The organism is Streptomyces sp. NBC_01351 (assembly GCF_036237315.1).
GTDB lineage: Bacteria > Actinomycetota > Actinomycetes > Streptomycetales > Streptomycetaceae > Streptomyces.
Map to the genome: position 1 here is coordinate 32435 of NZ_CP108357.1, position 25738 is coordinate 58172.

General features: G+C 67.4%; 21 protein-coding genes. 6 read left to right on the plus strand and 15 right to left on the minus strand.

What is annotated here, in order from left to right; genetic code table 11:
* Positions 1-171: 171 nt before the first annotated feature.
* Positions 172-609 (minus strand): hypothetical protein, encoded by a 438-nt coding sequence (locus tag OG625_RS39305; RefSeq protein WP_329391429.1) that lies wholly within the window; start codon positions 607-609, stop codon positions 172-174.
* Positions 610-800: 191 nt separating this feature from the next.
* Positions 801-6809, minus strand: coding sequence for an RHS repeat-associated core domain-containing protein (locus OG625_RS39310; protein ID WP_329391431.1), 6009 nt, complete (start codon positions 6807-6809; stop codon positions 801-803).
* Between the two features lie 736 nt (positions 6810-7545).
* On the opposite strand from OG625_RS39310, the gene OG625_RS39315 reads away from it, so the two are divergent.
* Positions 7546-11742 carry a ricin-type beta-trefoil lectin domain protein gene (locus OG625_RS39315; RefSeq protein WP_329391433.1) on the plus strand — a complete coding sequence of 1399 codons (4197 nt, stop codon included), beginning with the start codon at positions 7546-7548 and terminating at the stop codon, positions 11740-11742.
* A 119-nt stretch (positions 11743-11861) separates the two neighbouring features.
* Here OG625_RS39315 and OG625_RS39320 read toward each other — a convergent pair whose 3' ends face one another.
* The 5 genes from OG625_RS39320 to OG625_RS39340 form a co-directional block, all read right to left on the minus strand.
* Positions 11862-12134, minus strand: a complete 273-nt coding sequence (locus tag OG625_RS39320) for a hypothetical protein (protein ID WP_329391435.1) — start codon at positions 12132-12134, stop codon at positions 11862-11864.
* A gap of 329 nt (positions 12135-12463) precedes the next feature.
* On the minus strand, positions 12464-13213 hold the full coding sequence (locus tag OG625_RS39325; protein WP_329391437.1) for a hypothetical protein: 750 nt from the start codon (positions 13211-13213) through the stop codon (positions 12464-12466).
* On the minus strand, positions 13213-13773 hold the full coding sequence (locus OG625_RS39330; RefSeq protein WP_329391439.1) for an RNA polymerase sigma factor: 561 nt from the start codon (positions 13771-13773) through the stop codon (positions 13213-13215). The genes OG625_RS39325 and OG625_RS39330 overlap by 1 nt, the downstream gene beginning before the upstream one ends.
* Complete coding sequence (locus OG625_RS39335; RefSeq protein WP_329391441.1) at positions 13770-13994, minus strand: hypothetical protein; 225 nt, start codon at positions 13992-13994, stop codon at positions 13770-13772. Before OG625_RS39335 ends, OG625_RS39330 begins: the two co-directional genes overlap by 4 nt.
* A 287-nt stretch (positions 13995-14281) precedes the next feature.
* Positions 14282-14479, minus strand: coding sequence for a hypothetical protein (locus OG625_RS39340; RefSeq protein WP_329391443.1), 198 nt, complete (start codon positions 14477-14479; stop codon positions 14282-14284).
* Between the two features lie 211 nt (positions 14480-14690).
* Here OG625_RS39340 and OG625_RS39345 point away from each other — a divergent pair, with 211 nt between their 5' ends.
* Positions 14691-15632, plus strand: coding sequence for a hypothetical protein (locus tag OG625_RS39345; RefSeq protein WP_329391445.1), 942 nt, complete (start codon positions 14691-14693; stop codon positions 15630-15632).
* A 354-nt stretch (positions 15633-15986) separates the two neighbouring features.
* Positions 15987-16148: a hypothetical protein gene (locus tag OG625_RS39350; RefSeq protein ID WP_329391447.1), complete on the plus strand. Its 162-nt coding sequence runs from the start codon at positions 15987-15989 to the stop codon at positions 16146-16148.
* 359 nt (positions 16149-16507) lie between these two features.
* Here OG625_RS39350 and OG625_RS39355 read toward each other — a convergent pair whose 3' ends face one another.
* From OG625_RS39355 to OG625_RS39370, 4 genes are all read right to left on the minus strand, one after another.
* Complete coding sequence (locus OG625_RS39355) at positions 16508-16987, minus strand: NUDIX domain-containing protein (RefSeq protein WP_329391449.1); 480 nt, start codon at positions 16985-16987, stop codon at positions 16508-16510.
* Positions 16984-17472: an NUDIX hydrolase gene (locus OG625_RS39360; protein WP_329391451.1), complete on the minus strand. Its 489-nt coding sequence runs from the start codon at positions 17470-17472 to the stop codon at positions 16984-16986. Before OG625_RS39360 ends, OG625_RS39355 begins: the two co-directional genes overlap by 4 nt.
* Positions 17473-17738: 266 nt before the next feature.
* Entirely contained in the window at positions 17739-18338 is a 600-nt protein-coding gene (locus tag OG625_RS39365) for a GNAT family N-acetyltransferase (RefSeq protein WP_329391454.1), read from the minus strand.
* 9 nt (positions 18339-18347) lie between these two features.
* Positions 18348-19670 (minus strand): hypothetical protein, encoded by a 1323-nt coding sequence (locus OG625_RS39370; protein WP_329391457.1) that lies wholly within the window; start codon positions 19668-19670, stop codon positions 18348-18350.
* A gap of 222 nt (positions 19671-19892) precedes the next feature.
* Between OG625_RS39370 and OG625_RS39375 the strand changes: the two genes are divergently transcribed.
* Positions 19893-20177 carry a hypothetical protein gene (locus OG625_RS39375; RefSeq protein WP_329391459.1) on the plus strand — a complete coding sequence of 95 codons (285 nt, stop codon included), beginning with the start codon at positions 19893-19895 and terminating at the stop codon, positions 20175-20177.
* Between the two features lie 181 nt (positions 20178-20358).
* Positions 20359-21021: a hypothetical protein gene (locus OG625_RS39380; protein ID WP_329391460.1), complete on the plus strand. Its 663-nt coding sequence runs from the start codon at positions 20359-20361 to the stop codon at positions 21019-21021.
* Between the two features lie 162 nt (positions 21022-21183).
* Here the strand turns inward: OG625_RS39380 and OG625_RS39385 are convergent, their stop codons facing one another.
* The 3 genes from OG625_RS39385 to OG625_RS39395 all read right to left on the minus strand — a co-directional run bounded on the left by OG625_RS39385 (position 21184) and on the right by OG625_RS39395 (position 22764).
* On the minus strand, positions 21184-21552 hold the full coding sequence (locus tag OG625_RS39385; protein ID WP_329391463.1) for a hypothetical protein: 369 nt from the start codon (positions 21550-21552) through the stop codon (positions 21184-21186).
* 8 nt (positions 21553-21560) lie between these two features.
* On the minus strand, positions 21561-21818 hold the full coding sequence (locus OG625_RS39390) for a hypothetical protein (RefSeq protein ID WP_329391465.1): 258 nt from the start codon (positions 21816-21818) through the stop codon (positions 21561-21563).
* Between the two features lie 202 nt (positions 21819-22020).
* Positions 22021-22764 carry a TIGR02391 family protein gene (locus OG625_RS39395; protein ID WP_329391467.1) on the minus strand — a complete coding sequence of 248 codons (744 nt, stop codon included), beginning with the start codon at positions 22762-22764 and terminating at the stop codon, positions 22021-22023.
* Positions 22765-23153: 389 nt separating this feature from the next.
* On the opposite strand from OG625_RS39395, the gene tcmP reads away from it, so the two are divergent.
* Positions 23154-24266 (plus strand): three-Cys-motif partner protein TcmP, encoded by a 1113-nt coding sequence (gene tcmP, locus OG625_RS39400; protein WP_329391469.1) that lies wholly within the window; start codon positions 23154-23156, stop codon positions 24264-24266.
* Here the strand turns inward: tcmP and OG625_RS39405 are convergent.
* Positions 24263-25021 (minus strand): DUF5131 family protein, encoded by a 759-nt coding sequence (locus OG625_RS39405; protein WP_329391602.1) that lies wholly within the window; start codon positions 25019-25021, stop codon positions 24263-24265. The two genes, tcmP and OG625_RS39405, sit on opposite strands and share 4 nt — an antisense overlap.
* Positions 25022-25738 lie beyond the last annotated feature (717 nt).

A 25738-nucleotide genomic window follows, 5' to 3' on the forward strand; every position in this document is an offset into this window, starting at 1 on the left:
CACGGGGCGGGCCTTGCGGAAGATTGCGAAGCCATGGGTCAGTGGCCTCCGCCAGCAACTGGTTCACGTCCCACGCCGTGGTCACCACGACGTGGGACGTGGGGTCTGGAGGGTGGCGGCGTCGATAGCGGGGCGCCTGATGAGCGCCCCTCCACCCTCACGCCGTCTTAGCTACCAGGCGAGCGAGACCCGATCTGCCTTCCGCAGGTCGCCTGCCTGGACGGTCAGGTCGAGCCAGCCGTCGAGGGGGAACTCATCCAGTGTTATGTAGTACACGTCCCGTCCGCTGGTCGCGGGAGAAAGTGTTCTGACGAACTCCCAGTTTAGCTCCCGGCTCTTGTATGCGGCGGAGACCACCTTCTCGCCAGTGTCTCCCAACAGGACGACTCGGGCTCCCGCGTTCAGTGCCCCAGGGCCATGGAGCGCGACGACCTTCGAGTCATTCTTCGGTCGTGCGGCATCAGTGGTCGAGCATTTGATCGTCTGCATGCCGCCAGATAGCGCCGATTCCCAGAGGCAGACATGTCCTTGTAGCGACTCCCAGAGGAAGGCGGTGACTCCAGGCAGATCGATCCGGCTGATGCCTGCGCTCGTGGGGATTTCCCCCATCCCCTTAGCCTGAGCGATCAGTTCTACCTCCTTCTGTTCCAGGTTCGACGAGCTCGCCTGTATCTGCGGCGCCGTGCTCGTCGCGGAGACGTTCGGCGCAGTGTGGGCTGCCTGGGGGCCACAGCCCGCAAGGGCGGTGCACGTGGCTGCACCCACCGCCCACCGAATCGCGGGATGCCTCAGGCCGGTGGTCAGAATGGTGTGCTCCCTGTCTTGAGGACGGTCGCATTGAGGGCCACCCGGTTAATCGGGATCTCCGAGTAGGTGACTGGAGTCCACGAAGTGAGGTCGAAGGCGCCCCAGGTCTTGGTACTTGTCCGCCCGTCCGCGTGGTGGTAGGTGGTTGTGTACGTGTCGATCACGCCGTGGGGCGACAGCCCGTAGTGCTCCCCGCCCTTCACCTTCATGGGAACCGTCTTGGTCAACGTCGTGCTGCGAGTCTTCGTATCTATGTTCGTCCAGGTGTAATCTCCGTTGATGCCCAGAGTGGCCGACACTTCCGCCTTTACTTCGGCAACCTTTAGGTCGAAGCCCGCCCCGATCGTCGCCGATACCCCAGCGGACCAGCCGATCTTGTCCGCGAACTGCTCCGCCGCCGCATACATCGCCTGCTCGCTGTACGCGAAGGTAACGTCCGTATCGTTTGGCGCTACGTCCAGCATTCCCGCCGTGGTGTAGTCGGTGTAGTACGCGTTTCGCACCCAAAAGGTCTCCGACCACAAGACGTCCTGCCCGCCGGACGGCGCGACCAGACCCTTCGGCGCCCGGGGCGGCATCGTGGTGCAGCCGTCACAGAAGTGCCGGGGGGCCTTGTTGCGATTTTTCTGCTTTACGTACTCAGGGGCGAGTGTTCCGCGGCTGTTGTTGACTTCTCGTTCATAGTTCTTTCCGTATCCGGTGGGCTTGGTGCCAGCGTTGGTGCAGGTGTACATGCCACTAGCGCACTCTTCGATGGCTTTGCCGGTCGGGTCGGATTCGGTGAGGGGGCTGTTGTTTGCGTACTGGTAGGCGTTGTGCTGGCGGGGGTCGTCCACGATCATCAGCGGGTCTACGGAGAGGAATCGTCCGAGGACAGAATCGTACTCGCGTGCGCCGAGGTGGGTAAGGCCCGTGGTCTTGTCCTGGGTTCCTCCAACGAAGCCGCGTTCGCCGGGCCAGGCTGCTGGTGCCGTGCCGCGGTCCTCGCCGAACGGCTTGGTGGTGCGGCGCTGGACTTGGAGGGTGGTGGCGTCGATGGCGGTGGTGCCGGTGTTGTGGTGGTCGGCGGCGACGTAGGTGAGCTTGCCGTCGGAGGTCCGGACGATGGTGGTGCCGCCGGGGGTGGAGTAGTAGCGGGTGCCGGTGACGGTGTTGGCCGTGGTGTTGAGGGTGAGCTCGGTCGAGCCGAGGTAGAGGGTGGTCTTGCCGGGGTCCTTGCGGAGCAGGCGGTTGCCGGCCGCGTCGTAGGCGTATGTGGAGGTGCCCGCTGGGGTGGTGGCTGAGGCGAGTTTGCCCTCAGGGGTCCAGGTCAGGGTCTGTGTTGATCCCGGGGCGTTGGGACGGGTGAGTGTGTTGCCCGTGTCGTCGTACGTGATGGCGCTCGTGACTTCCGGTGCGCTGCCCGTCTTGTTGGTGGTGGAGGTCGGGGCGTGGGGGCGCGGGGAGCCCGGGGCCGGGTAGGTGTGGGTGGTGGTGACGGTCTTGGCGGCGTCACCAGCCGGGTCGTGGTCCGTGGAGGAGGTCCGATTGCCGGTCACGTCGTACGTGAAGGACTGGCGGTACGGCGCCGGGCCTCCGATCTTCCCAGGCTGGGGCGTGAGGTTGGTGCAGTTGCCGATGCCTGGGACTGACGGGCCTGGCTGGGTGGTGGTGGTTCCGGTGTCGGTCCAGGCCTCGCCCAGGCGGCGGAGGTAGTCGTAGGTGAAGCACTGGGTGTCGCGGGTGGCGCCCTGGGTGTTGGTGACGGAGGTGACGTCGCCGGCCTGGGTGTAGGTGTAGTCGGTGATGTCGACTGCGGTGGACGCGTCCTGCTTCTTGAACTCGGTGCTCAGCAGCCGGCCGGTGGCCGGGTCGAGCGTGTTTGTGAAGCTCGCCTGCTTGGGGTCGTCGCCGAAGGTTGTGCGTCGGACCTGGCCGAGTTCGTCGTAGTTGACGTAGTTGACGTAGTTGACGTTGTCCGAGCCGTAGGAACGGGGCAGGCCACTGGCGAAGCGGCTGGTCCTGAGCCTCTCGAACGGCAGGCCGCCGGCTGCAGGCAGGTTGGTTTGGTACTCCAGTCCCGTGATGGTGTTATAGGTGGTGCTGGCGGCGTAGGTGCCGGTGAGTGCTCCTTCGCCTTCCGGGACGGTCAGCTTGGTGCCGGTGGGCCGGTAGCCGATGTCGTAGCTGGTGGTCTCCCGGCGCCAGGGCTTGCCGTCCACCCAGGTGGTCGAGGCGGTCGGCTGGCCGGGGAGCAGGGTGTCGTACTCGTAGGTCGCCAGTTCGGGTCCGTCGACCGTGTTCTGGTTGCGGGACGTCGGGCGGCCGAGGGTGTCGTAGCTGGTGAAGACCGTCGTGCCGCGGGCGTCCGTGGTGGACGCGGGCCGGTCGGCGGCGTCGTATGTGACCGTGGACGTGCCCTTGTCCGGGTCCACCGAGCGGATCTGTCGCCCGTGGAGGTCGTAGTCGTATGTCCAGATGTTGCCGGCCGGGTCGGTGATCCGGGTCAGCTTGCCGTCGGTGTTGTAGGCGTAGCGGGTGGTGTCGTACTCCCCTGTGGGCGTGGGGCTCTTGTACTTGCGCCGCTCGACGGTGCGGCCTTGGGCGTCGGTGAGAACGGAGGTCGCGCTGTCGCCCTTGGGCGGGGTGGTGTCGGTGCGGTCGACTCCGGGGTAGGCGGTGATGGTGCGCCACTGTTCCTGCGCTTTGGAGGAGAACACGTTGGCGACCGTGCGTCCGAGTCCGTCGTGCAGCGTGGTGTTTGTTGCGGGCACCATGTTCTCGTCGGCGATGAACCGGGTCTTCACTGGGGCGGAGTCCGCGTTGACGTAGGTGTTGTTGGTCTTGACGGCACGTCCATGGCTGTCGAACCAGGTGTCCGTGATCAGACGGCGGCCCTCCGCCTCGATCTTCGGGTCTTCCTGAAGTTGTACCTTCTGTCCGAGTCCGTCGAGGATGCTGATGGAGGTGGCGTACAGCCCGCTGGCGCGGAGTGTCTGGGTGGTGACGGAGCTGGTGCCGGTGTTGGTGAGGTCGTAGGTGAATACCTTGCTGGCGCTGTCGCTGCGGGCGCGGCCTGGCTGCCAGACGCGGGTTGTGCGGCCCAGCGCGTCGTATTCCGCTTCGGTGGTGCGGTTGTTTTGGTCCACCGTTTTGACCGGTGTCCCGCGCAGAGGGTGCAGGGTGGTGGTGGTCGTCCAGTTCTTGGCGTTGGTGACCTTGATGGTGGTGGCGCGTGCCTGTGCGGAGGGTTCGTAGGCCGTCGTGGTCTTGGCGCCTACCGCGTCGATGCTGCTGATGACGCGCCCGTAGGCGTCGTAGGCGCGGGTCGAGTTGACTGTGTACTTGGGCTGGCCGGCTTCGAAGCGGTCGAGTTCTTCGGTACTGGTGACCTGGCCGGGGCCGTTCAGGGTGCCGTGGGTCTGTCCGTCGTAGGACGTGCGGTTACGGCTGAGGGTGTTCGCCTCGGTTGCTGTGGTCGCGCAGTCGCTGCTTTGGATCTGGATAGTCTCGGAGACGCGGTCGATCATCCAGGCGGCGGTGTTGCGGGTGTAGGAGGTTTTGGTGCAGGTGTCGGGAAGCCCGTCTGCCTGGTCCCGGGTCCACTCCTGCATGCCGTAGGTGTCGTCGTACTTGACGGTCTCGGAGGTGGTTTGCCAGGTCTTGTCGGCGCGCAGCTTCTTCTCACGGGAGGAGCCGTCGCGCTGCATCTGGGCGGTGAGCGCGGGGAGTTTGGTGCCACGGCTGTGGGTCGAGGTGACCTTGGAGAGCCAGGGTTCGTTCTCGGAGATGGCAACGAGTTCGCCGCCGTCGGAGGCGAAGGTCTGGGTCTCTCGGACGGTGCCGGCGAGCGGGTCGGCGTCTTTGATCGTGTTGCCGGCGAGGCCGGTGAAGGTGGCGGTGCGCTTGCTGGCGTCGGCCTTGATGTCGCCGTCCATGCCGCGCAGGTAGAAGGTCGTGCGCTTGGAGATGGGGTCGGGGGCGGTGCCGGCGCGGGTGATGACCTGTTCGTAGCCGCGGAACTGGTTCCAGGTGCGGCGCTTGTCCTCGGTCAGTTCCTCGTCGTCACGGTGCCAGGCTGCGCCGCCGACGTACTCGTAGCGGACTTCCTGTGGACGTGAGCCGCTGAAGTTGTCGAGCTCGGTGACGCGGGTGACGACGTACTTGTGGAACCAGTCCAGGGTCGGGTCGAGCGGGCTCTTGTTGTCCGGGTTCCAGTAGGCCGGGTAGCAGCGCGTGGTGTTCCCGTCCTTCGAGGATGGAAGCCCGGCGCCCGGCGCGCAGTCCGGGTCCGCGTAGCCGACGTCGGTGACCTGACCGGTCTCGGATTCGATCTTGACGACACGGTACTTGTTCATCGCGGGGCGGTTGTCGACGCTGGAGTCGACGCGGTTGTTCAGCGGCTTGCCGTAGAAGACGACCGGGTTGGTGGGGAGCGTGGTCGCGCCGTCGTGGCCAGTGTGCAGGAGCGAGGCCAGCCAGAGGGAGGGTGCGGTGTTGTCGCTGGTGGGCGGGAACTGGTGCTTGAGCTCGTAGGAGTCGACGTTGGCGTAACCGCCGGCGCTGTCGAGGACCTGCGTGGTGATCTTGGTGAGGCGTTTGGTGGTCCAGAAGGTGGCGGAGTAGTTCTCGCAGGTTCCGGTGGTCGCACACTTCTGGTCGAAGGGGACGTCAGGCCACTTGGTGGCGTTGGCCGCGGTCAGCTTGGCCGGCGCGCAGTCGAAGACGTCCTTCACTGGAAGGCAGCGCTCCTCGACGCCGAAGACGACCTGCGCGGTCGGCTTGAACGTGTCGGCGTCCGTCAGCTTCGAGCCGTAGGTGATCTTCTCGAGGTTGCCGCCTCGGATGTACGGGGTGAGCGTGCCCTGCGGGGTCGCAGCGGAGACACCGAGCTTGTAATGGTTGGTCTCGGTGGCGTACGAGTGGGTGGTCATTCCGCCGCGGGAGTCGACGACGAAGTCGAGGTTCCAGCGCCAGGCCTGCTGGCACCAGGACGCGGCGAAGGTCGGCTTGTTGCACTCCTCGCCCGCGTTGTTGCCGTAGACAGGAGTCGTCCACGCGGAGTTGGTGGCGGGTGCGGTGGCGCTGCCGGGCTTGCGGCCGACGCCGAAGTAATGCTGGGTCCCGTCCGGGGTGGTGATCTTCCAGTACTCGCCGTTGTTGTCGCCGTTGGTCGCCCCGGTCAGTTTCTCGACCTTCGAGGCGTCGTCGTTCTCGAGCCTCCAGGTGCCGGAGGTGTCGTCGCGGACGAGCGTCGAGGACTTGCCGTTCAGGGAGACCGTCGCGTTGTGCCCGGCCAGGCACTGTTCGCTCGAGTCGGCCTGGCCGTCCTTGGCACAGGGCTTGAAGGTTCGCTCAACGAAGCCGGGCGAGTAGTCCCAGCCCTCGCCGATCCATGAGGCCTGGTTGTTCGTGGCCGCGGTGCGGCCGTCCACTGCCTGAGAACTGTACGAGAGGTCGATGGTGGGTTTGGTACCGCCCAGTGCATCCGGTACGGCAATCGGGTACGACCAGGAGAAGCCGCCGGCGTTCCCGCCGCTGGACCACTTGCCCGAAGGTGCCAGGCTGGTGGCGGCGTAGGTTCCGGCGGGGCCGCCTGGCGCGGCCGTCACGCCGAGCACCGTAGCCCCATCCGAAGCAGTGGAAGCTTCGCTCGTACGCAGACTCTCGCCTGCGGAGCCGCCCTTGAGGGGTACTTCCGCGCTGAGCAGCCCGGCCCGGTCGCCGTCCCTGGCGGTGGTGACGGGTGTCTGCGTGCGGCACTCAGCGTGCTCGGGGGTGGTCAGGGCGCATTCCGGCAGCCTGACCAGGTGGGTCCGGTGGAGCCAGTCGCCACCGAAAGCACCCGCGATGTGCGAGACGTCCACCGAGACCTTGACCGGGCCGGCCTTCACCACATCCCCGGCCGGGCGGACCGTGAGCAGCAGGCCCTGGATGCCGGCCTTCTCGGCGGCAGCTCTGTCCGTGAGCTGCACGGCAGCCTTGCCGGTGCGCGGAGCGTCCTTGGCCGACGCGGGGCTCACCCAGACGGGAGCGGTGCCCGCGCGGCTCGGATCGGCGGCGGGAGCCGCTGGGACACCGGAAGGTGCGGGCGCGGTGAGAAGCGAACCGCGCGGAGCAGCGGGCGCCGTAGCACCAAGATCCACCTCGGCCTGAGAAGCAGGCGGCCAGTACACGTCCTTCGGGCGCCAGGATGTTGCCCCGTCGCCCTTAAGGGTCTTCGGATCGATCTTCGGAGCGTTCTTCCCGGAGACCGACTCGGTCTTCTTTAATACGCCCGGTGACCAGCGGCGTTGATCTTTTGGCTGCCACTGCGCGGCTTGGGCAGTTCCCGAGCCGACGAGCAGCGAGAGTGCCACTAACACTGGAACTGCGATGCGCTGTTTGATCTTCGAGTTTCTTCTCATCGCTCGAAGTCCAGCCGTTGGTGCCGACACGGCATTCCCCCCACGGTCGCCGAGTGGATCAATTGGCCTGAGAGCCTAGCCTGTTGGCCGTCCGCAATACATGAACCAATCCGGACAAGACATCTCGGCCCGACCTGCAAGGTTCCGAAGATTGCCTGAAACCCGACAGTTCGCTTACGCGATGGCCGGATCGCGTCGATCGATTTATCACGATCCTGCGAAATAGTTCCCAGGAATATCGAGTTCCGAATTCTGATCACAGGCCGCCCGATCGGATGGGCTGTTAGCGTTCACGCCCAGTTGTCGGAAACGATCACACTGGGGAGTTCCCGTGGGGGGAATGTTACGAAGAATGCGACCGGCCCGTCGGCCGGTCGCGCTGGCCGGGCTGGTCGCACTTGCCCTGTCCGTCACATCCGTCGGCGCGGCGCCGACCGCCTCGGCAGTCGACAAGCCGGCGGCACCGGCCGCTCAGACGCCGCCGGAGCGGCCGACGACCGAACGGGAGCGGGCGGAGGACACCGCGCTCGCGGAGGCCAAGCGCACCGGGAAGCCCGTGCCCGTGCCGGCAGGGACGACCGAGACCGACACGGTGATGGCCAACCCGAACGGCACACTGGGCCTGACCCGCAGCGTCGCCCCGTTGCGCACCAAACGCGACGGCAAGTGGGCCGAGCTGGACGCCACCCTCGTCAAGGCGGCCGACGGCACGCTCAGCCCGAAGGCCTCGGTGAGCGGCCTGACCCTGTCCGGGGGCGGCACCGCGCCGCTTGCCACGCTGGACCAAGACGGCAAACAGCTCGTGCTGAGCTGGCCGGAACCACTTCCCGCACCCGTGCTGGAGGGCGCCAGCGCCGTCTATCGCGAGGTGGTCCCGGGCACCGACCTCAAGGTCACGGCCGATGAGGGCGGTGGCATCTCACAGATCCTCGTCGTCAAGTCCGCCGCGGCCGCGAAGCACCCGAAACTCGCCAAGCTGACCACCGGCCTGAAGGGCCAGGGCGTCACCGTCTCCGCTGACGGCAACGGCAACCTGAAGGCCACCGATGCCTCGGGCCGTACGGTCTTCCAAGCTCCGACCCCCACCATGTGGGACTCCACCCGCCCCGTCCAAACTCCCCTCGCCGAACCGTCGAACGCCGCCGCGTTCTCCGAGGCGGCGACCGCAGCCCAGATTGCGGACGACGAACCGGTCAAGTCCGCCTCGGACAGCGCCGGCCCGGGCGACTCCGCCAAGGTCACCCGGCTCCAGACCGACCTCGGCAAGGACTCCCTCGCCCTCACCCCGGACCAGGCCTTCATGGCCGACCCCGCCACCACCTACCCGGTCTACATCGACCCGGCATGGCAGCCCACCAGCCGCGGCACCCAGCACTGGGCCTGGGTACAGGAGGGCTACCCCACCACCGTCAGCTACGACGACTACAGCGACACCTACGACCCCGGCGTCGGCTACCAACGCTGGCGCACCAGGACAGGCCTGGAGCGCTACTACGTACAGCTCGACACCAGCGACCTGCGCGACAAGAGCATCAAGAAGGCATCCTTCTTCGCGACCCAGTCGGACGCCGCCGACGCCACCTGCAGCAACACCTACAACGTAGACCTGCACTCCACCGAACCGCTGCTCTCCAACATCACCTGGAACACCCAGCCCCGGGACTGGGAGATCCTGCGCACCACCTCCCTCAACAGCGCGGGCGGCCCCGGCTGCCCCGACGCCACCACGCGCGGTGAGTGGGACGTACGCGCACACCTCGCCGCGAACGAATGGCGCGGCAGCCTCACCTACGGCCTCTTCGCCTCCAACGAATCCAAGAGCAGCAGCAACAACTCCTTCAAGCGGTTCACCCGCGACAAGAACGACCTGCCCTTCCTGTACATCGAGTACAACCGGCCGCCGTATGACCCGTGGTCCCTTGGCATGAGCCCGGAGCCGAAGAACGCGAACGGCAACGGCTGCGGCTGGGTCGGCGCCACGGGCTATGCCGGGCTGCGCATTGACGCGTGGATCGGTGATCCGGACGGACAGTCCAACGACGCCCGGTTCCTGGTCCACGACGTCAACGGCGCCGTGGCCTACGACAGCGGGTGGGGGAACCAAGCAAACGGCACCCACTGGGCAGCCGCGTTGCCGAACAACCTCTCCGACGGCCACACCTACTGGTGGCAGGTCCAGGGCGGTGACGGCGACATGACCTCCAACTGGGTAAACGGCTGCATGTTCAGCATGGACACCCAGCTCCCGTCCATCCCGGTCGTCACCTCCGCCGAGTATCCGCCGTCGGGTACCCTGCCCGGCTCCACCAAGCACATCGGCCAGCCCGGTACCTTTACGGTGAAGGCCGCAGACTCCATCAGCGGAGTCCTGTACTACGAGTGGGCCTTCAACTCGACCATCCCGGTCGGTGGTGCCAACCGCGTCGACGCGGCCGCCGACGGCAGCGCCACCATCCCGCTGACTCCGACGACCTGGGGCACCAACATCCTGCGCGTCCAGTCCGTGGACCGCGCCGGCAACCGCTCTCAGCAGCAGACCTACACCTTCTACGTCCCCGACAACCCGAACGCGAAGACCACACTCGGCGACATCACCGGCGACGAACGCGTCGACTTCATCGCCCCCGCTGCCAACGGCGACCTCATCGTCTACCCGACCGCCATCGACCCCGCAGCCGGCGGCATGCTCGCCTCCAACGCAGCCAACAGCCCCGACGGCAAGAGCTGGGGCAACGGCACCCTCGTCACCCACCGCGGCGGCAACGGCATCCGCATCGACGACCTATGGGCCTACCGCGACGGCAACCTGTGGCTCTACCGCAACTCCCTTACCGAGGGCGGCCTCGAAGCCTACGGCGGCCTCTACTACAGCAAGGCCAATCGGGGCGAGGGCGTCACACGGCCCGACGCAGGGGATTGCCGCGTCGCCGCCACAGGCCAGCCCTGTGGCGCCGAGTACGCGGGAACCTGGGCACGGGTCAAGCAGATCCTCGCCGTCGGCGACGCACTACCGGAAGCAGGCGGCGTCACCCCTCGCAATGATCTGATCACCGTAGAGAACGACGGCACGAGCAGCGCACTGATGTTGTTCCAGGGCACCGGCACGACTGGCGAACTGCGCGACCCTCTCGTGCTCGTCCTTAGCCCCACAGGCTGGGACAACCTCACCCTCATCGCCCCCGGTGACGCCACCGGCGACAGCCTCCCCGACCTCTGGGCCCGCGACAACACCACCGGCGACGTCTACCAGTACGCCAACGTCGCCGGAAACCCCGCAGCCCTCGGCGACCACACCAAGCGCACCAAGATCAGCTCAGGCGTCAACGCAACCACCTACCCTGTCATCGGCACCTCCGGCGACACCAGCGCCGACGGCATCCCCGACCTGTGGGCCCTGGACAGCCTCCACCGGCTGCGCACCTGGAACGGCGTCGCCACCTCCGGCAAGGTCACCGGATTCAACACCGGCCACACCATGGGCGACGCCCGCATCTCCACCGCGCACTGGAAACTGAACGAGGCCACCGGCAACACCGCCATCGACCTCCGCCGCCGCAACAACGCGGCCCTCAGCGCCACCGGCGCCACCCGGGTCAAGGACGACACCGTCGCGGGCACCACCACCGACGTCGTCGCCCTCAACGGAACCACCGGAACCGTCACCGCCGCCGGCCCTGCCGTCGACACCACCCGAAGCTTCACCGTCTCCGCCTGGGCCAAGTCCAACAAACCCACCGGCGTCGTTCTCAGCCAGGACGGAGCGCACGCCAGCGGGTTCATGCTCTGGCACGACGGGGACGGCACCTGGCGGTTTGGAATGTCCAAGCGGGACGACGACGGCTGGGATTACGACCAGACCCTAGTCATGAACGACGCCGCCAAGGTCCAACTCAATGCATGGATCCAGCTCACCGCCACGTACGACGACCGGACCGGCCTGATTGCCCTCTACGTCAACGGCACCCTGGCCGGCACTGGCCACCACGCCAAGGCCAACGCATGGAATGCCACCGGCCCCCTGGTCATGGGCCGCTACAAGAGGGCGAGCAAGACGTCCTCCTTCTTCGAAGGCGGTATCAGCAACGTTTCCGTCTACAACCACTCCACCGTCCCCACCGCAAACGGCACCAAGCTCGTCTCCGCGCTGAACTCCGCAAAGTGCGCAGACAACAACTTCGGCAACAGCATCGACGGTAACCGCATCCAGATCTGGGACTGCAGCACCACCAACGACGACCCTGCTCAGAGATTCGCCATCACGGCAGACGGTGAACTTCGCATCGGCGGAAAGTGCGTAGACATCTCAGGCGGCGGCACGACCAACGGCACCCCGATCCTGCTGTGGACCTGCGCCACCGGCGCCTACAACCAGCAGTGGCTCCCCACCGCAACCGGCGGCTTCTACAACCCGCACTCCGGCCGCTGCCTCGACCTGCCGTACGCCCGCACCGACAACGGCAACCAACTCGAACTGTTCGACTGCACCTACGGCAACAACCAACGCTGGCACGCCCCCGGCCTCGCCACCCCCCTGGGAAACGCCAGCTGACTCCAGCTGTCTGACCCATGGGCCCGCCATCTCCGAAACCCCGGAGGTGGCGGGCCCGCGCCTCTCAGGGTGGGAGCCGCCCCGCCGGGGGAATCCGGGCGGGGCGCGGCGCACCGAGGTCACCTCCTGGAGGCCATGACCGCGACGAGGACCCCGGCGATGGTGAAGACGATCGTGACGCCCGCGGCGGCGACGGTCAGCGGAATGGCGAGCGAGGGGTGCGCGGCGGTTACGTAGAGAAGGCCGGCGCCGATGACGAGTACGAGGAGGACGAAGACCAGGACCAGGAGGGGCAGGAGCGCCGCTGTCGCGCCGCCGCCTGAGGCTGGCGGCGTCGGCTGCTGCGGGACGGGAGCGGGGTCCTGCGGCGGGGTGGAAGTCGGCTGAGACATGGGTGGGTGGTCCTTCGGATTCGGGCATGTGTGGTCGCACGCGATGGCGTGGAGCGGGAGCTGGCGCCGCTTCGTACCGAGGGCGGGAGCTCGATGGGCACACCGTGCAGGAGGCGGTACTTAGAACCGCAAGTCCTGTGGGGCTTCCACGTTGACGAGAATTTGAATTCAAGGGTTCTGACCAGCGGGTTTACCGTGGGAGAACGGTTGAATTGGGCCGCTACGACTGGTAGGGCAAGGCGCGCAAGCCTCCTGATTGGGCCCGTGCTACCCCGGACTCCTTGGTGGAGCCGGGGGCATCACGGGCCGTCAGCGGCCTGCGGAAGTGGTCAGCGGGTGGCGAGGTCCCGGGGGAGACCGCGGAAGAAGGACTGCCGCTCCTGGTCCCATGGCACGCGGACCGCGAAGTGCTCGGCGAGCATGGTCTCGGTGTGCACGGGCGTGGGCACGTGGTGTTCGTTGCTGAAGCCGAGCATCTGGGCGAAGGCGCGCCAGACCCGTGCGTCGGGGGCCAGTCCGACCGCGGCGTGGTGGGAGGCGAGGAGATGAGCCGCGAGCGCGTCGCCCGCGCCGGCCGCGAACCTCCACCAGTACAACGCGCCGGTGTGCTGGCCGAGTGTGTAGAGCAGGCACGCGTACGTGCGTGCGCCGGCCTGGTCGTAGTCCTCGTCGAAGCTCTCCAGGCGCTCGACGTCCTTGGAGGCGAGGACCACTTCGCAGAGCCTGCGGACGTAGTCGATCACGGCGGCCGGGCTGACGCTGGGGTCGAGCGGGGCAATCGGGGTCGGCCGCCGCCGCATCGGACGGCGGCCGCGGGGCCGGACAAAGCTCTGCGCCCTGGTCCTCGCCTCCGGCCCCTGCGCGGGAGCCATCACCTGCGCCCGCGACGGAGGCGCGGCCGCCGGCCCTTCGGGCTCAGCCGCGGCGTCGTAGGGCTGGTTGGCCATCCGGACGCGGGGCGGACGCTGTGCCTCCTCGTTGATGTGGTCGGCCAGGCGGCGAAGGAAGCCGGTGGTGTCGTGGTCGTCGTATTCGTCGTGGAGAGCTTGGGCCTGGGCCTTGAGCATCTCTTCCAACATCAGGAATCCCCTTTCCCCGCGTCAGGGATGTTCATGAGGTCCTTCAGCTTCGCCAAGCCGAGGGACACGTTCGTCTTCGCCGCGCCCGGCGTGATCTCCAGGCACAGCGCGACGTCTTCGTAGGAGAGGTCTGCGAGGTGGCGCAGGCGCACGCTGTTGGCCTGCATGGGCGCGGTCTTCTCCAGCGTTTCCAGGGCTTCGTCGAGCTTCGCGAATGCACCCAGGTCGGCGAAGTCGGAGGCGACGGGGGCGTGCTGGCGGGCGGCTTCGTCGCGCCCGGCCATCCGGGCCCGGCGCCGGTAGAAGTCGATGAGGTGGTTGTGCAGGATCAGGTACGCCATTGCCCTCGGGTTCTGGTGGGCCATGATCCGCTCCCACTTCCGGAACATCTTGTAGGCCGCCTCCATGACGGCGTCCTCCGCGTCCTGGCGGTTGCGCAGCCGGGATCCGGCGAGCCGGAGGAAGCCGCTCCTGTGTTGGGCGAAGAAGCCCTCGAAGGCGGCGGGAAAATCAGCCGGGTCGGGCTTGGTCAGCTCGTACTCCCACGACGAATCGTTCACCGCTCTCCCTCCTGATCATTCGGCGGCCCGGCGGCCGGCTTGTGGACTCCCAGGCGCGGCTGGGAGGTTACGTGCCGCACATCGGTGCGCGGCGCGGCGGTGCGTGCTGCCCTGGCCCGCGAGGCGGTGCGGGCTATCGGGCGCATCTCGGCGTCCGGTCCCGCGGCGGTCATCCGGTAGGCGCCGGGCTTCGGCGTGTACCGGGACATCTCGTGCCCCACTGACCCTCCTTACGTGTTCAGGTGAGACTCTGGGCCGCGCCATTGCGGCCCGGAGGAGAACGCTGTGTGCTCTCGCATGTACTCACCGGCACGAACGGGCGCTCGGGTTAACCGACGGACATGCGTTCTTGGTGGAACATTCGCGTCCGCTTTCGTCATATGCACCGACCAGCGTTAACCGTGGTTCACGTGACTCGGATCACAGAGTGCGCCAGTTTGAGAGCCAGGGCGCATCACCCGGCGCACACAGGGCGCACTAACCTGCCCCGGCCCCTCCCCCGAGCGCACTACGGCGTCAGGACCGCCCCCGCCCACTTGGAGGCCCTGCGCGCCAGCGTCGAACGGGCCCGCAGCCCCAAGGACACCCGCGAGAAGGCCACCAGCGCGGCGAGTTCGCGGTGCAGCCGCAGGTCCTGGGGCCGGGCGGCCGGTCGATGCGTGCTGGCCGGACCGGCTGTTCCCGGCGCGGCCGATTGGCCTTCCAAGCAGCCTCCGTCCTGGCCCGCCTGGCTGGCTCCTTGTGCGGGGCGGCCTGCTCGTGACCGCGATCAGACAGTTGGAGTCAGTAGCCCATCGACGTCCAGGAAGGGCTGGAAAGCGCCGTGTCGGCTCAGCTGCTTATGGGGAGATACGAGCGGCCATAACGGAACGTAGTCAAGGAGTCACGTGAGGTGGACACAGGCGTTCGATGAAGCGATGGGGGAACTGAGGGAGGCACGCAAGCAACTGGAGCGCTTGGACGACCCGACGGTGGGTCTCCCCGCGCTGCACGGCGAACTCTCGCAGGCCCGCATGAAGATCCAGGAAGTCGTGCAGAACGGTGTCACCGGGCTGCGTGAAGAGAACCGGGAGCTGCGCCGCCGTCAGGACAAGATGATCGCTGACCTGCAGGAAAGCCGGGAGGAAACACGGGAGGAGATACAGCAGCTACGCGAGCTCGCCGATCTCCTTCGCGGCTTCGCCATAGCCCCGGCTGCCGCCCCGCAGCAGGCAGACCCACCGCAGACCTGTGCAGTCGAGACCGGGCAGAACGGCGACGAGGACATCACCGAACCGCCCATGTGGCAGACCGTGCCCGACCGTGAGGACCAGGGGGACAACATGGAGCACAACCAGGGCCAGGATCCACAGAAAGCGACCGGGAGCGAGGGGGCGGAGGACGGTCTGAAGCACGCCATCGAGACCGCCTACCGCGGCGCCGGCACCGGGGCCGCACCCGCGCCTTCCGCCTCCAGGCAGACGCCCGGATCGGAGCCCGAGGACCCTAAGGTCGCCCACGGAGTCCTGCTGCTGAAGGCCGCCGGCGTCGCCTCGGCCGAACTCGTCCTGCACCGTGACACCTGGGAGTTCCTCTCCGCTCTGGCCGTCGACCACGGCCACTTCCGTACCCCGCCCGCCGTGGAGGACGTCAAGGAGGGCCGCATCCAGGCCGCTCTCTCCGGGCGCTCGCTCATCGCTGTGCTCATCGAGCTGTGGAACACCCGGACCACCGCCACCGTTCTGGAAGCCGACTGGGCTCTGGCCACCACCGCCTACAACCGGATCGCCGCCGAACTCGCTGGCGCCACCGGCTCCGGGGAGACCATCCGCATCACCTTGGACGACGGACTCGGACACACCGGTATCGCCGAGGAATGACGCCCGCGGGAAGGCCCGCGCTGACGGGCCTTCCATCATGCTCTCCGGTGCCCGCTTGACCCTCGGCAACCCTGCCGACTGGGCGGCCTCACCGTGGAACAGGTCGAGGCCCTCGCCACCGACTCCAAGGACGCGGCCGCCGTCTCCCACCCAAGGTAGGTACACGGCGGGGGCGTACCGGATGTGGGCGGAGCGCTGGCGACGGGTGCGCCGCAGCGGCGAGGCCTGGGGCGACGGCTGGATGCGCACGGAGGAGGATGAGCGGCTCCTTGCGCTGGCGACGCTGCCCTGCACCAGGCCGCCAACGCGTGCAGGGGCGGGAGACTGGAGACCGCGCGCCTGCGGATCCGGGTGATGGCGGAGGCCGGGCTGCTGCACTGCTCTGCGGGGATGCGGTGGGCGGGCACCGTCGTGTGGACCACCGAGCGCGGAGCGCGCGTCGCGGGCACCGGACTGTCGGCGCGTCCCGCCCCGCCCCTGGACCTGGCTGGCTATCGGGCGGCCCCTTCCGAGTGACGCCCGTCCGCAGGTCAGCGCGCCTGGGTGGGAATCAAGGTGAGCAGGTCTGGGGAACTCGTGAGCACCTGGTGGGGAAATTCAAACGAGCCTCATCAGAGGTGGAGCTCGCCCCGAAGTCCCGGGGCGGGCTGAGGGCGATCCTGCGTGCCTACCAGCGGGCCCGGCGCCGGGCCTTCTGCCTCGGCACCGCCCCGGTGGTGCGCCAGTTGCAGGGCCGCCCGGCTCGGACGGGCAGTGGGTCGCCGGCGTCGCGGCAGGACGTCGGACGGCCGGAGTCCTGAACATGACTGCAGCCGACCGACATATCCCGCCCTGTCCCACCAGCTCGGTGAGACGGGGCACTTCTCTGCGCCCGGTCAGGCCATGTCGCCCAGGTACATCGTCTGCCACGTACCGGCAGCGGCCTGGGCAACGACGTTAGTGACCTGGTCGCGCAGGTAAAGGGGGATCATCCGCAGCCCGCCGAGCTTGTCGAGCGGCACCCACTCGACCCCGGTGTGGGTCGGATCCGGGATGCTCCCGCCCAGCTTGGACGGCTCCGATACGACCTCGCACCAGAACAGCGCATCAACCCGGTGGTTACGGTCGTACGCGCTTGGGCCGTCTTCGTGATTGGCGGGAATGTGTTCGCGCAGGAACAGCAACTGTCCGGCGCGAACGGTCACCCCGGTCTCCTCCAGCACCTCCCGTTCGACAGTGCGGTGCAGAGGCTCGCCCAGCTTCTGTCCGCCGCCGGGCGGCAGCCAGGTAGCCGGTTGAGGCCAGTTCCCTTTGACGAGCAGGACGTGGCCGTCGCGGACGACCAGGCCGGTCGCGGCTGTGCGAATGCGGCTCATGTGGGCATCCCCTCTTGCATGTAAGCAGCGCGGCCGGACAGGGCAGCGGCATGAAGCGCGATGAGCGTCTGACGGTGCGCCGCGAGAAGATCCGGAAGGCTGTCCGGGTGGTGGAAGGCGTGCCGGTCGTGTTCGGGGCTGAGCCGGATCTGCTGACCAGCGGCGAGACTTGCGGCGAAGAAGTAGTCCACGACGGGGCCGGTGCCCAGAACGTTGGCCCTGTGGTCGATGCCGATGAGGCAAGGTTCCGAGCCCAAAGTGATGCCGGTCTCCTCGCCGATCTCCCGGCGGGCCGCCGGCCACGGGCTCTCGCCCTCATTGACCATGCCGCCTGGCAGCCACCACGTCCCGCTGGCGCCCTCCTGACCGGAGCCGTAACGGAGTAAAAGCATCCGGTTATGGTCATCCAGCAGCATGACGCACGAGGCCACGAGCGCCTGGGGCTGCGTCTTCACCCACTCCTCGCGGGGGATCCAGTCACCCACCTACGTCTCCTTTCAGCAGCCAGCGGGTCACAGGCCCGACCTGTCGGGCCGGGAACAGCGATGTACCGCTTGTCGTACGAGACGCCCTCGCAAAACAGGATCGCAGGGTCAAACTCCACGTTCTCGCACAACTCGACCAGTTGTCTCCCTCGTAGAGGGAATCGACCTCTGTGGTGTGGAACGCCCGTATGCCGGTTCGACAGCTCGCACCGCTGCAACGCCGTGAACACATCGGACGGGCAGTGGCGAGGATCCGACGCTGCAGCTCACCGACCTGCTCTTCGGTGAGCGTCCCGCTCGCGCACGGCACGAACCGGGTCGCCATCAGCGGGCCACTCGTGCGCGAGAACGGAGAACAACACGCTGTCGCGCCAGGCCCCGTTAGTGAAGACGTGATCACGCAGCACGCCCTCACGGGTGAATCCCAGCCTTTCCACTAGTGCGATCGAGGGCGTGTTCTCGGGACCGATCGCCGCGCTGACACGATGGAGTGCAAGCTCCCCGAACGCGTAGGCCACCAGAGAGCGGGCCGCGTCCGTGGCGTATCCGCGGCCCCATTCCTCTGCTGCAACGGCGTAGCCGAGCTTTCCAGCCTTGACGCCGGCGAATCCGATCCGTGTGAATCCGATGACTCTGTCATCGCCGCGTTTGGTCACCGCCAAGTAGTACTCGGTCCGCGGCTCCTGCTGGGCTCGCTCGACCGCCCCTTCAATCATGGCGATGGCCTCATCCCGGCTGCGGCTGTCGAATGACAGCCAGGCGGTGACCTTGTGATCGCCGATGATCTCCAAGACGTCATCGACGTCACGCATGGAGAACTCGCGCAGTACGACGCTGTCACCGGTGATGCGGATCGGATACGGCAACGGAGACTCCTATCGGGGCAGGGACTTGAGCGGTGTACGCGTGAAGATTTCGATCTGCTCCTGCAGACCAGCGCCAGCGTCGGCGAGCGGCGAGTCCCGCAGGGCGCGGTGCACCCGCTCCACGCAATGAATCACCCCGTTGATGCGCTGTTCGGGAGCGAGTTCAAGAACCGGCGCGATGGCCTCTTCGGCGCCTTCCAGCTCCCCGGCCTGGACGCGGGCGATGGCCAGAGCGCTGTGCGAGCCGGCCTGGTCCCCGAAGGCCCACTCCGGAGACGAGTTGTCCTCGTATGCCTCCACTGCGCGTGTGGCGTAGTCGCCTGTGATCGCGGCCTGCGACGGCAGCCACGACAGCGCTTCGGCCGCGTAGTAGATCTGCCGGGTGCGGCCGAAGCTGCAAAGACCGCCTAGCTCGTCCACCTCGTCCACCTGGACGCTGTCCCAGGCGTTCTCTGCTCGCTCGATGGCGGCCCGAGCCGCGTTCGCGTTGCCGAGTGCCGCCCAGGCCCGGGCCTCGTTCATCGGCAGCCACACGCTGGACGTGTTGCTCGCACCGAATTCAGCGCCGGACTGGGCGTAACGGACGGACTCGCGTGTCCGGCCAGCCCAGTAGGAGACCAAGGACTGAATGCCGCGGATCCACGCCCTAAGGCCGTTGTGGTCGGCGTTGTCCGCACAGACGAACGCCGTCCGTGCTTGTGTCAGCGCTGCGTGCGGGTCGGCAAGGTCATGCGATGCCTTCGCGAGCAGACCCCCCGTGACGCCGGCGAGGAAGTACAGCTGGCGTGCCTGATCGGGACGTCGCTGATGCTCCAGCAGAGTGAACACGGTGTCCTGCGTCATGATCAGATCCGGCAGCAGCGCTGACAACGGCAGCTGCGGGTAGTCCGTCGCCAGGCGTTGGACATCCGCGTGTACCTGTTCCATCACGCTGGACGTCAACTCCGTCTGACCTGCCGCAAGGGCGAAACTCTTGGCGCGTCGTGCCGCCATCTCGATCAACTCCCGGTCCGCCGTTGGCTGGCCTGTAGTCAGGACCAGCCCCGTGGATTCGTCCGCCGCCGGTAAAGGTCCGCCGCCCCACGGGGCAAGGAGCTCATCGAGCGGTTTGCCGAACATTTGCTGCAGAACGCGACGCATGACTGGGGTGGTGTTGGCCCGTTCCCCACTGGCCAGCCGACGTAAGTGCCGAGCGCTGAGGGTGACGTCCTCACCCAGCTCGTCGGCGAGACGCCCGAATTCACGGACGATCTCTTCGTACGTGCGCGGCTGCTGGCGCAACAGGAACTCCAGCGTGGTCCGTGGATCTCCCTTGCCTGCGTTGCCGGCCACCGGTCCTCCCGAGTCACGAGTACGTGCTCCGCTGCACCCAGTGTCGTCCTGCGACGACGGCTAGTCAGCAGAGCGAGAGCTCTGGTCCGGCGGCGGTCCGCTTCATGTCCCGGACTGGTCCGGTGCGGGACTGCTGCCGGACCTCGTCTGGTCATGCTCCCCCATCAGACGGTTGTGATCAGCACATTCATTCGATCCGACGGCGAGTTGAGGAGGGGCACCATGACTGACAGACGTCATGTGGTGACCGACGCGCACGGTCGTCCGACTGACCTCAAGACCCCCGCCAGCGGCCTTCGGTGCGATGGGCACGCACATGCGCCCCTCCCGAAGGCGCGGCACTGGGCCAAAGCAGCTGTTGTCATCGCTGCGATCCTGGCCACCGGGCTGCTCGTTTCGGTGTTGCTCCTGGTGATCCGTGACGTCGTTGCGATGGTGGCTGGCACCAGCGTCACAGGCTTCCTCCTCAAGCCCCTGTTCACGCCGTCCCACCGACAGGATCGGTGAACGGCGTGTACGAGTCAGATGATGGCGGTGTCTTCGGCCAGCTCAAGCCGGCCGAGGACACCGCAGGCGGCGACACGGCCGGGCCCGCCCTCTGGCCTTCATCGTCATCGCAGGCCAGATGCGGTCCTGACCGGTGCGGCACAATGCTGGTCAACGGGGCGGGCAACGGTGGGGGTGGGACGTGAAGCTTTTTGGCTCGCGAAGCCGAGGTAAGGGCATACCGAACGAGCCGGCGCTATTAGCTGCGGCTGCGAAAAATCCTGGTGGCAGCGTCGCCGAGATCGACCCGACGTACATCGACGACCCGAACGGCTACGTACCTCCCGAGGCAATCCGCGGCGCGTGGCTGGTGGATAGCAGCGGGAAACTGACAGGCGAGTACCAGGAGAATCCCCGTCACGGGGTGCCACAGGACGACTTCGGCAAGCTCACTGATCCTGATCACTGGCTTGGCTGGCTCGGAGATGATCCCGCGACCGCCGTCCGGAAGGGCATCGAAGAGTCCCTGCGCGCCCAGGCGGCAGACGCAGTGGTCGAGTGGGTCAAGATCCTCGAAGAGCCCCGATTTCTCACAGGTGGGCGTCGACATTCTGAGGACCAACAGGTCATTTTGGTCGCCCGCGCTGCACTCGCCGCGCCGTTTGCGTTGTCCGTGCGCACAACGCAGCACGGGCGTTCCATCCTCCTCGGGGTCTTCTCCTGGGCCGCGGTGAACCTCTCACCACCCGAAGGCCGCAAGGATCGGCACTGGTTCGACCTGGGCGTCGGGCTGGACTGGGCCGGTGAACGGCTTCAAGAACGGATCTACGAGATGGACGGCGAGGGCGGCACCGCCGAGCGGTAGAGCGGCAACGCTCTTGGAGGGCAGGCAAGTCCTGGAGTGGAAATCCCATGCCAGGCACGGCCCGTTGAACGGGGAACCCACCCGAAGGAACCCACCCGAAGGCCCAGCCGGTCACCACCGGCAGCCAGGCGGGAATCCCCGTCCTTTAGGGCGGGGAGGATGTCAAGGAGTGAGGTCCAGGATCCGTACCGGCTGACCCTCCCAGCGCTTCGGCACGGTGGTGGCCACGATCGCGCCGTCGGGCCGGTCCGCAGTGGGCTGCGCCGCGTGCTGGCTGTGCGCGGCAGCCCACGTCTCCTGCTGGGCGACCGCCAGCGCCGCAGGCAGGTCCAGGTCCAGGACGGTGATGCCGGGCAGGGCGGCCAGGTGCTCAGCGGTACCAGGCCGCGCTCGGTCGGATTCCACGAGAGCGCACGAGGGCGCGTAGAGGAACCAGCCGGTCTCGGCGTGCGCGCGGTGGATCAGCCGGGAGGCCAGCACGTTGCCTTGCCCGGCCGCGGCCATTGCCGTCTCGTCCAGTACTATGTGCATCGCTTCGCTCACGGGCGCTGCACCCGCGCAAGACGGCGGTCGAGCTCATCGTCGAGCTCGTTCTGCTCGGCCGGAGTCGGCGCGTACCCGTTCCAGGCCCGCAGCGCGGCCTGCGCCTTCTCGGCGCGTTCGGCGCGCTCGGCCGGCGTCAGCATCGTCTCGGCCAGCCTGGCCAGGTAGGCGCGCAGGGATAGACCCTCTGCGGCCGCGATCGCGGCCAGGCGGTCCTTGGCTTCCTCGGGGATTCTCACGTTGGCATCGGACATCGTTGTGCTCCTTCCCATCCCTCTAGGGTACGGGTACGTACCCGTACCCGTACCCGCACGGGCGCCTACTCTCCGGAAGGCGCGGCACAGGCGAAGCAGAAGGTGACGCTGTCGTGAATGCCGTGGGTGCGGTCGGACCGTAGGTCACAGAACCGCGCTGCGTCGGCCGCCGTTTTCGGATCACCCCGGCCCTGTGCCTCCGCTACGGCGTCGCTGCGGCCTGACGGCGCTTGGCGCGTTCGACCTGACGCAGCAGCAGGTCGGCGAACTGGATGATCTCGGCCGCCTCGATCGGATCGTCGAAGTCGACCGTGCGGTGGCTGGCAGGGTTCTTGTACGCGCCAATGGCACCGGCGAACAGCGCGGAAGCGGCCTCCTGCTCACCACCTTCGGCTCCGGCATCGGCGAGCGGGCCGCCGGCCTTCCCGTTCTGGTGCGGCTGGAACGCTGCACGCATCAGCTTCACGCCGACCAGGGAGTTGTCGAGTCCGGAGGCATCCCGGACGGCGACCTCGACCGCCTTCATCGCGGCGAAGCACGCCGTCTCGTAGTCACCCAGGTCGAAGTTGGTGCGCACCGTGGCTTCCAGGGCCGGGTGGAGCGGGCCGGACAACCGCTGGCCGGCTTCGAACCGCGTGATGCCCTCCGGGTCCTTCGCCAGGCCCCTGCCGTCGCGGGAAAGCTGGCGGAAGGCTTCCGACTGGCTGGGCACCCGGGACAGCAGCGCGTGCGCCTCCAGCCAGGCCCAGGCATCGGAAAGGCGGTCCACGAGGGCGTTTGTGTCCGGCTCGTCCTGGAACGCCTGGCGGGCCGAGCCCACCGTCCCTCCGTACTGCAGGAGACCGGTGCCGCTGGCGAGGTGCTGCAGCAGAAGGAGCGCAACGTCCCGGGTGGGCAGCTGCCGGATCTGTTCCGCCGGTACCGGCGGTATGTACGTGAACGTCATGGGCGCACGCTACGGCGTGGCACCGACACCCGAGTTCCAATTTCCCCCGTCCGCGGGCCGGTCGGTGGAAGGCAGGATGCCGGGCAGAGCGGCGGCGCGGGCGTTGACCGGACAACTGACAATTCGCTCCCTGGCACCGGGACCGTTTCCATTGGAAACGGCCACCCGTGCCGCGCCTCCTGGCAGCCGGGCTACGTCTTCAGTGGCTGGGGTCCCACCGCAGATCCGCTGGGTCGTCGACGGCAATGAGCTTGAGGCCATGCCGGTGGTGAAGCGCCGGCAGTGTGCACGCCGCTCGGCGATGAGAGATGGCCAACCGGCGTTATAGACAACAGGCTCCCCAACGATGACGCTGGGTGTCCGATCAATGGGGATCAGGGGGGCGAGCCATGCGGCGAGTGGAGGAACTTCGTGAGCGGACCGTCTGGAAGAGCGATCCGCATACCCAGGTCAAGCACCTCGTATACCGACACTACCTGCAGTGCTGGATGGCGAAGATCCTCCAGAAGTTCCCAGAGGCCACCATCGTGGACGGCTTCGCAGGCCCCGGCGTCTACAACGACGGTCCGCCCGGCTCATCGATCGTCGTGGCCAAGACCTTCCTTGAGCACTCTGCCCACCGGAGGTTCAATCGGCTCAACCTGATCTGCCTCGAAGAACGGCCCGACCGGGTGGATGAACTGAAGCGGCAGTTCGCGCTCCTGCCTCGCTCGCCCCAGCTCAACATCAGCGTGCAACCGCCAGGCACGTTCGCGGTGGAACAGCGCCGCCTGTCCGTCCTCGCACACCGCGGCCGTCGCGAGACCCCCGTCCTCTGGCTGATCGACCCGTTCGACCTCAAGAGCGCACCGTTCTCTCTGATCAGGCAGTGCCTCGCCACCCCCCGTGCCGAAGTGCTGTTCACGCTCTTCACGAACGAACTGCACCGCTTCTGTCAGCGCGACGGCTTCGACAAGACGATGACCGCCTACTTCGGAGGGGATCACTGGCGTGACGTGACGATTGAGCGGCGCGCCGGGGTACGTAAGGAGGCGTTCGCCACCGTCTACCAGCAAGGTCTCCGGGACGAAGGCTTGTTCACCGGCAGCTTCGGCATCAAGATCAGCAACCAGAGTGCCCGCTACCATCTGATCTTGGCTACCCACAGCGAAGCTGGCCTGAAGTGCTGGGCCCCCGTCACCTGGAAGCTGGACACCTACAGCGGGCAAGGCGCCTCGGCGGACACAGCTGATGCCCTGTCCCTTTTTGATGCGGCTTCGGTGGTGGACCGGCTGGAGCTCGCCCTGCGCGCCCACGCTGGCACGGAGCAGCGCTGGGAGGCCCTCTCCAGCGAGGCCGCCCGGCTGAACCACATGGACAAGCACCTGCGCCAGGTCCTGGACAACCTGGCCGCGCAAGGGCTGGCCTTCCGCGTCGACCCGGTCCGTGCGCGCACCGCTTGGCCGGAGGGGTGCACCGTGCGCTTCTACGCCCCGGAAGACGTGGCAGATGAAGCGTCCTAGCCGGCCGGAAGCAGCATCTGGCGGTGCGGCATTTCGTCCCAGGTCCGGCCTTCGAGAGTCCGGCCTCCTGCCTTTGGCGTGTGGCCACCCCACTGTTTGAAGAAGAACGCCACGTTCTCCTCCACGCACTGGTCACGGATCTGCGTGACCCAGGCGGGATCCATGGGCCGGTGCTTAGGCCCTGACTCGCCTCCCGCGATCACCCAGTGGATGCCCTCCAGGCGCAGGCCGTCGAGCGGACCGAGCAGGGGCTCGCAGGACAGGAACCGAACGGCGGCCGGCACCTGCCGCAGATCGTCCACCCGCGGCAGCTCCTTCGCGGTTTCCACCGACACTCCCATCCACACGTTGGCCGGCCAGTCGAGCCGGTCGGCGACCTGCCGCAAGCGGCGGGCACGCTTGGTCAGCACCTGGTAGGTGTGCTGGGGGGTGTCGGCCATGACCTCGAAAACACGGCGAACGAAGTCGAGCGGGACCCGGGCGTGGAAGAGGTCCGACATGGAGTTCACGAACACGGTCCGCGGGCTCTTCCATCCGTAGGGGATGTCCAGCGCGTCGGGGTGGACCGTGAGATCGAAGCCCGGCCCGGACGTTCTCGAATCACCGTCGTTCTGGTACTTGGCCGCGCCCATCGCCTTGAGCCTCTTCGCCAGAGTCAGGGCGTAGCAGTTATCGCACCCCGACGAGACGCGATCACATCCGGTCGTTGGGTTCCAGGTTGCCTCAGTCCACTCAATGGAACTCCGGTCAGCCACTGGTTCGCCTCCATCTCGCCCCGCCTGTTCCGGCACCCCTGGCCCATCAGCGGCACAGCTTTCGGAACGGGCACCGCCATACAACCATCCCTGAGCCCCTCCCTTTGTTGGAACGGCGGGGGCCGTTGGCCGGGCGGGCGGCAGCTGCGGGGGCCCTGCAGCACGAGGCGAGGCCATCGCGGTAGATGGGGCGCACAGATGTCAGCCCCAATCCGGCCGCACCCGTGCTTCGAGCGCCCTCGCTGTCCAGCGGCTCGTGGCGCTGGCGGTCCTCTTCGGCTGCTTCGGGAGCCGCGTCCGGGGGCGTGTTCATCGCGCGAGCCGGCCCACCCTGCACCGGCCAAAGAGAACACGACCGGTCCACGGCGGCCCTCCTGGTGGAGGAACCGACGCGGTGCCGAGCAGGTCAGCACGGCCGTTTCCTACACAGGTGGGGCGAACACCCGCCGCCAGAGGCGGTGGTATGGACCGCCACAGGAGCGGCACCGCGCCGACACCGGGCCGAACTCCGCGTTCGGCATGGCCAGGTACTCCTGATCCTCGATCCGCACGACCAACTGTGGTTCCGTGCACCCGCATACGGTGGCCGTCATGGACAGCGGGCGGTTTGGCATCTGCCGCTGGGCGGGCACGGGCCGGGTGGGTATGGTTCGGCGATTGCAGCATGTGAGGAGAGACCGGTGGGAGCCGCCCAGAGTAGCCCGGAAGAGGCCGAAG

Excerpts from the sequence above, each read along its gene's own strand:
- OG625_RS39305 (WP_329391429.1), bottom strand. The coding sequence starts at position 609 with ATGGGGGAAATCCCCACGAGCGCAGGCATCAGCCGGATCGATCTGCCT.
- OG625_RS39315 (WP_329391433.1), top strand. The coding sequence starts at position 7,546 with ATGCGACCGGCCCGTCGGCCGGTCGCGCTGGCCGGGCTGGTCGCACTT.
- OG625_RS39320 (WP_329391435.1), bottom strand. The coding sequence starts at position 12,134 with ATGTCTCAGCCGACTTCCACCCCGCCGCAGGACCCCGCTCCCGTCCCG.
- OG625_RS39325 (WP_329391437.1), bottom strand. The coding sequence starts at position 13,213 with ATGTTGGAAGAGATGCTCAAGGCCCAGGCCCAAGCTCTCCACGACGAA.
- OG625_RS39345 (WP_329391445.1), top strand. The coding sequence starts at position 14,691 with ATGGGGGAACTGAGGGAGGCACGCAAGCAACTGGAGCGCTTGGACGAC.
- OG625_RS39350 (WP_329391447.1), top strand. The coding sequence starts at position 15,987 with ATGGCGGAGGCCGGGCTGCTGCACTGCTCTGCGGGGATGCGGTGGGCG.
- OG625_RS39355 (WP_329391449.1), bottom strand. The coding sequence starts at position 16,987 with ATGAGCCGCATTCGCACAGCCGCGACCGGCCTGGTCGTCCGCGACGGC.
- OG625_RS39375 (WP_329391459.1), top strand. The coding sequence starts at position 19,893 with ATGACTGACAGACGTCATGTGGTGACCGACGCGCACGGTCGTCCGACT.
- OG625_RS39385 (WP_329391463.1), bottom strand. The coding sequence starts at position 21,552 with ATGCACATAGTACTGGACGAGACGGCAATGGCCGCGGCCGGGCAAGGC.
- OG625_RS39390 (WP_329391465.1), bottom strand. The coding sequence starts at position 21,818 with ATGTCCGATGCCAACGTGAGAATCCCCGAGGAAGCCAAGGACCGCCTG.
- OG625_RS39395 (WP_329391467.1), bottom strand. The coding sequence starts at position 22,764 with ATGACGTTCACGTACATACCGCCGGTACCGGCGGAACAGATCCGGCAG.
- tcmP (WP_329391469.1), top strand. The coding sequence starts at position 23,154 with ATGCGGCGAGTGGAGGAACTTCGTGAGCGGACCGTCTGGAAGAGCGAT.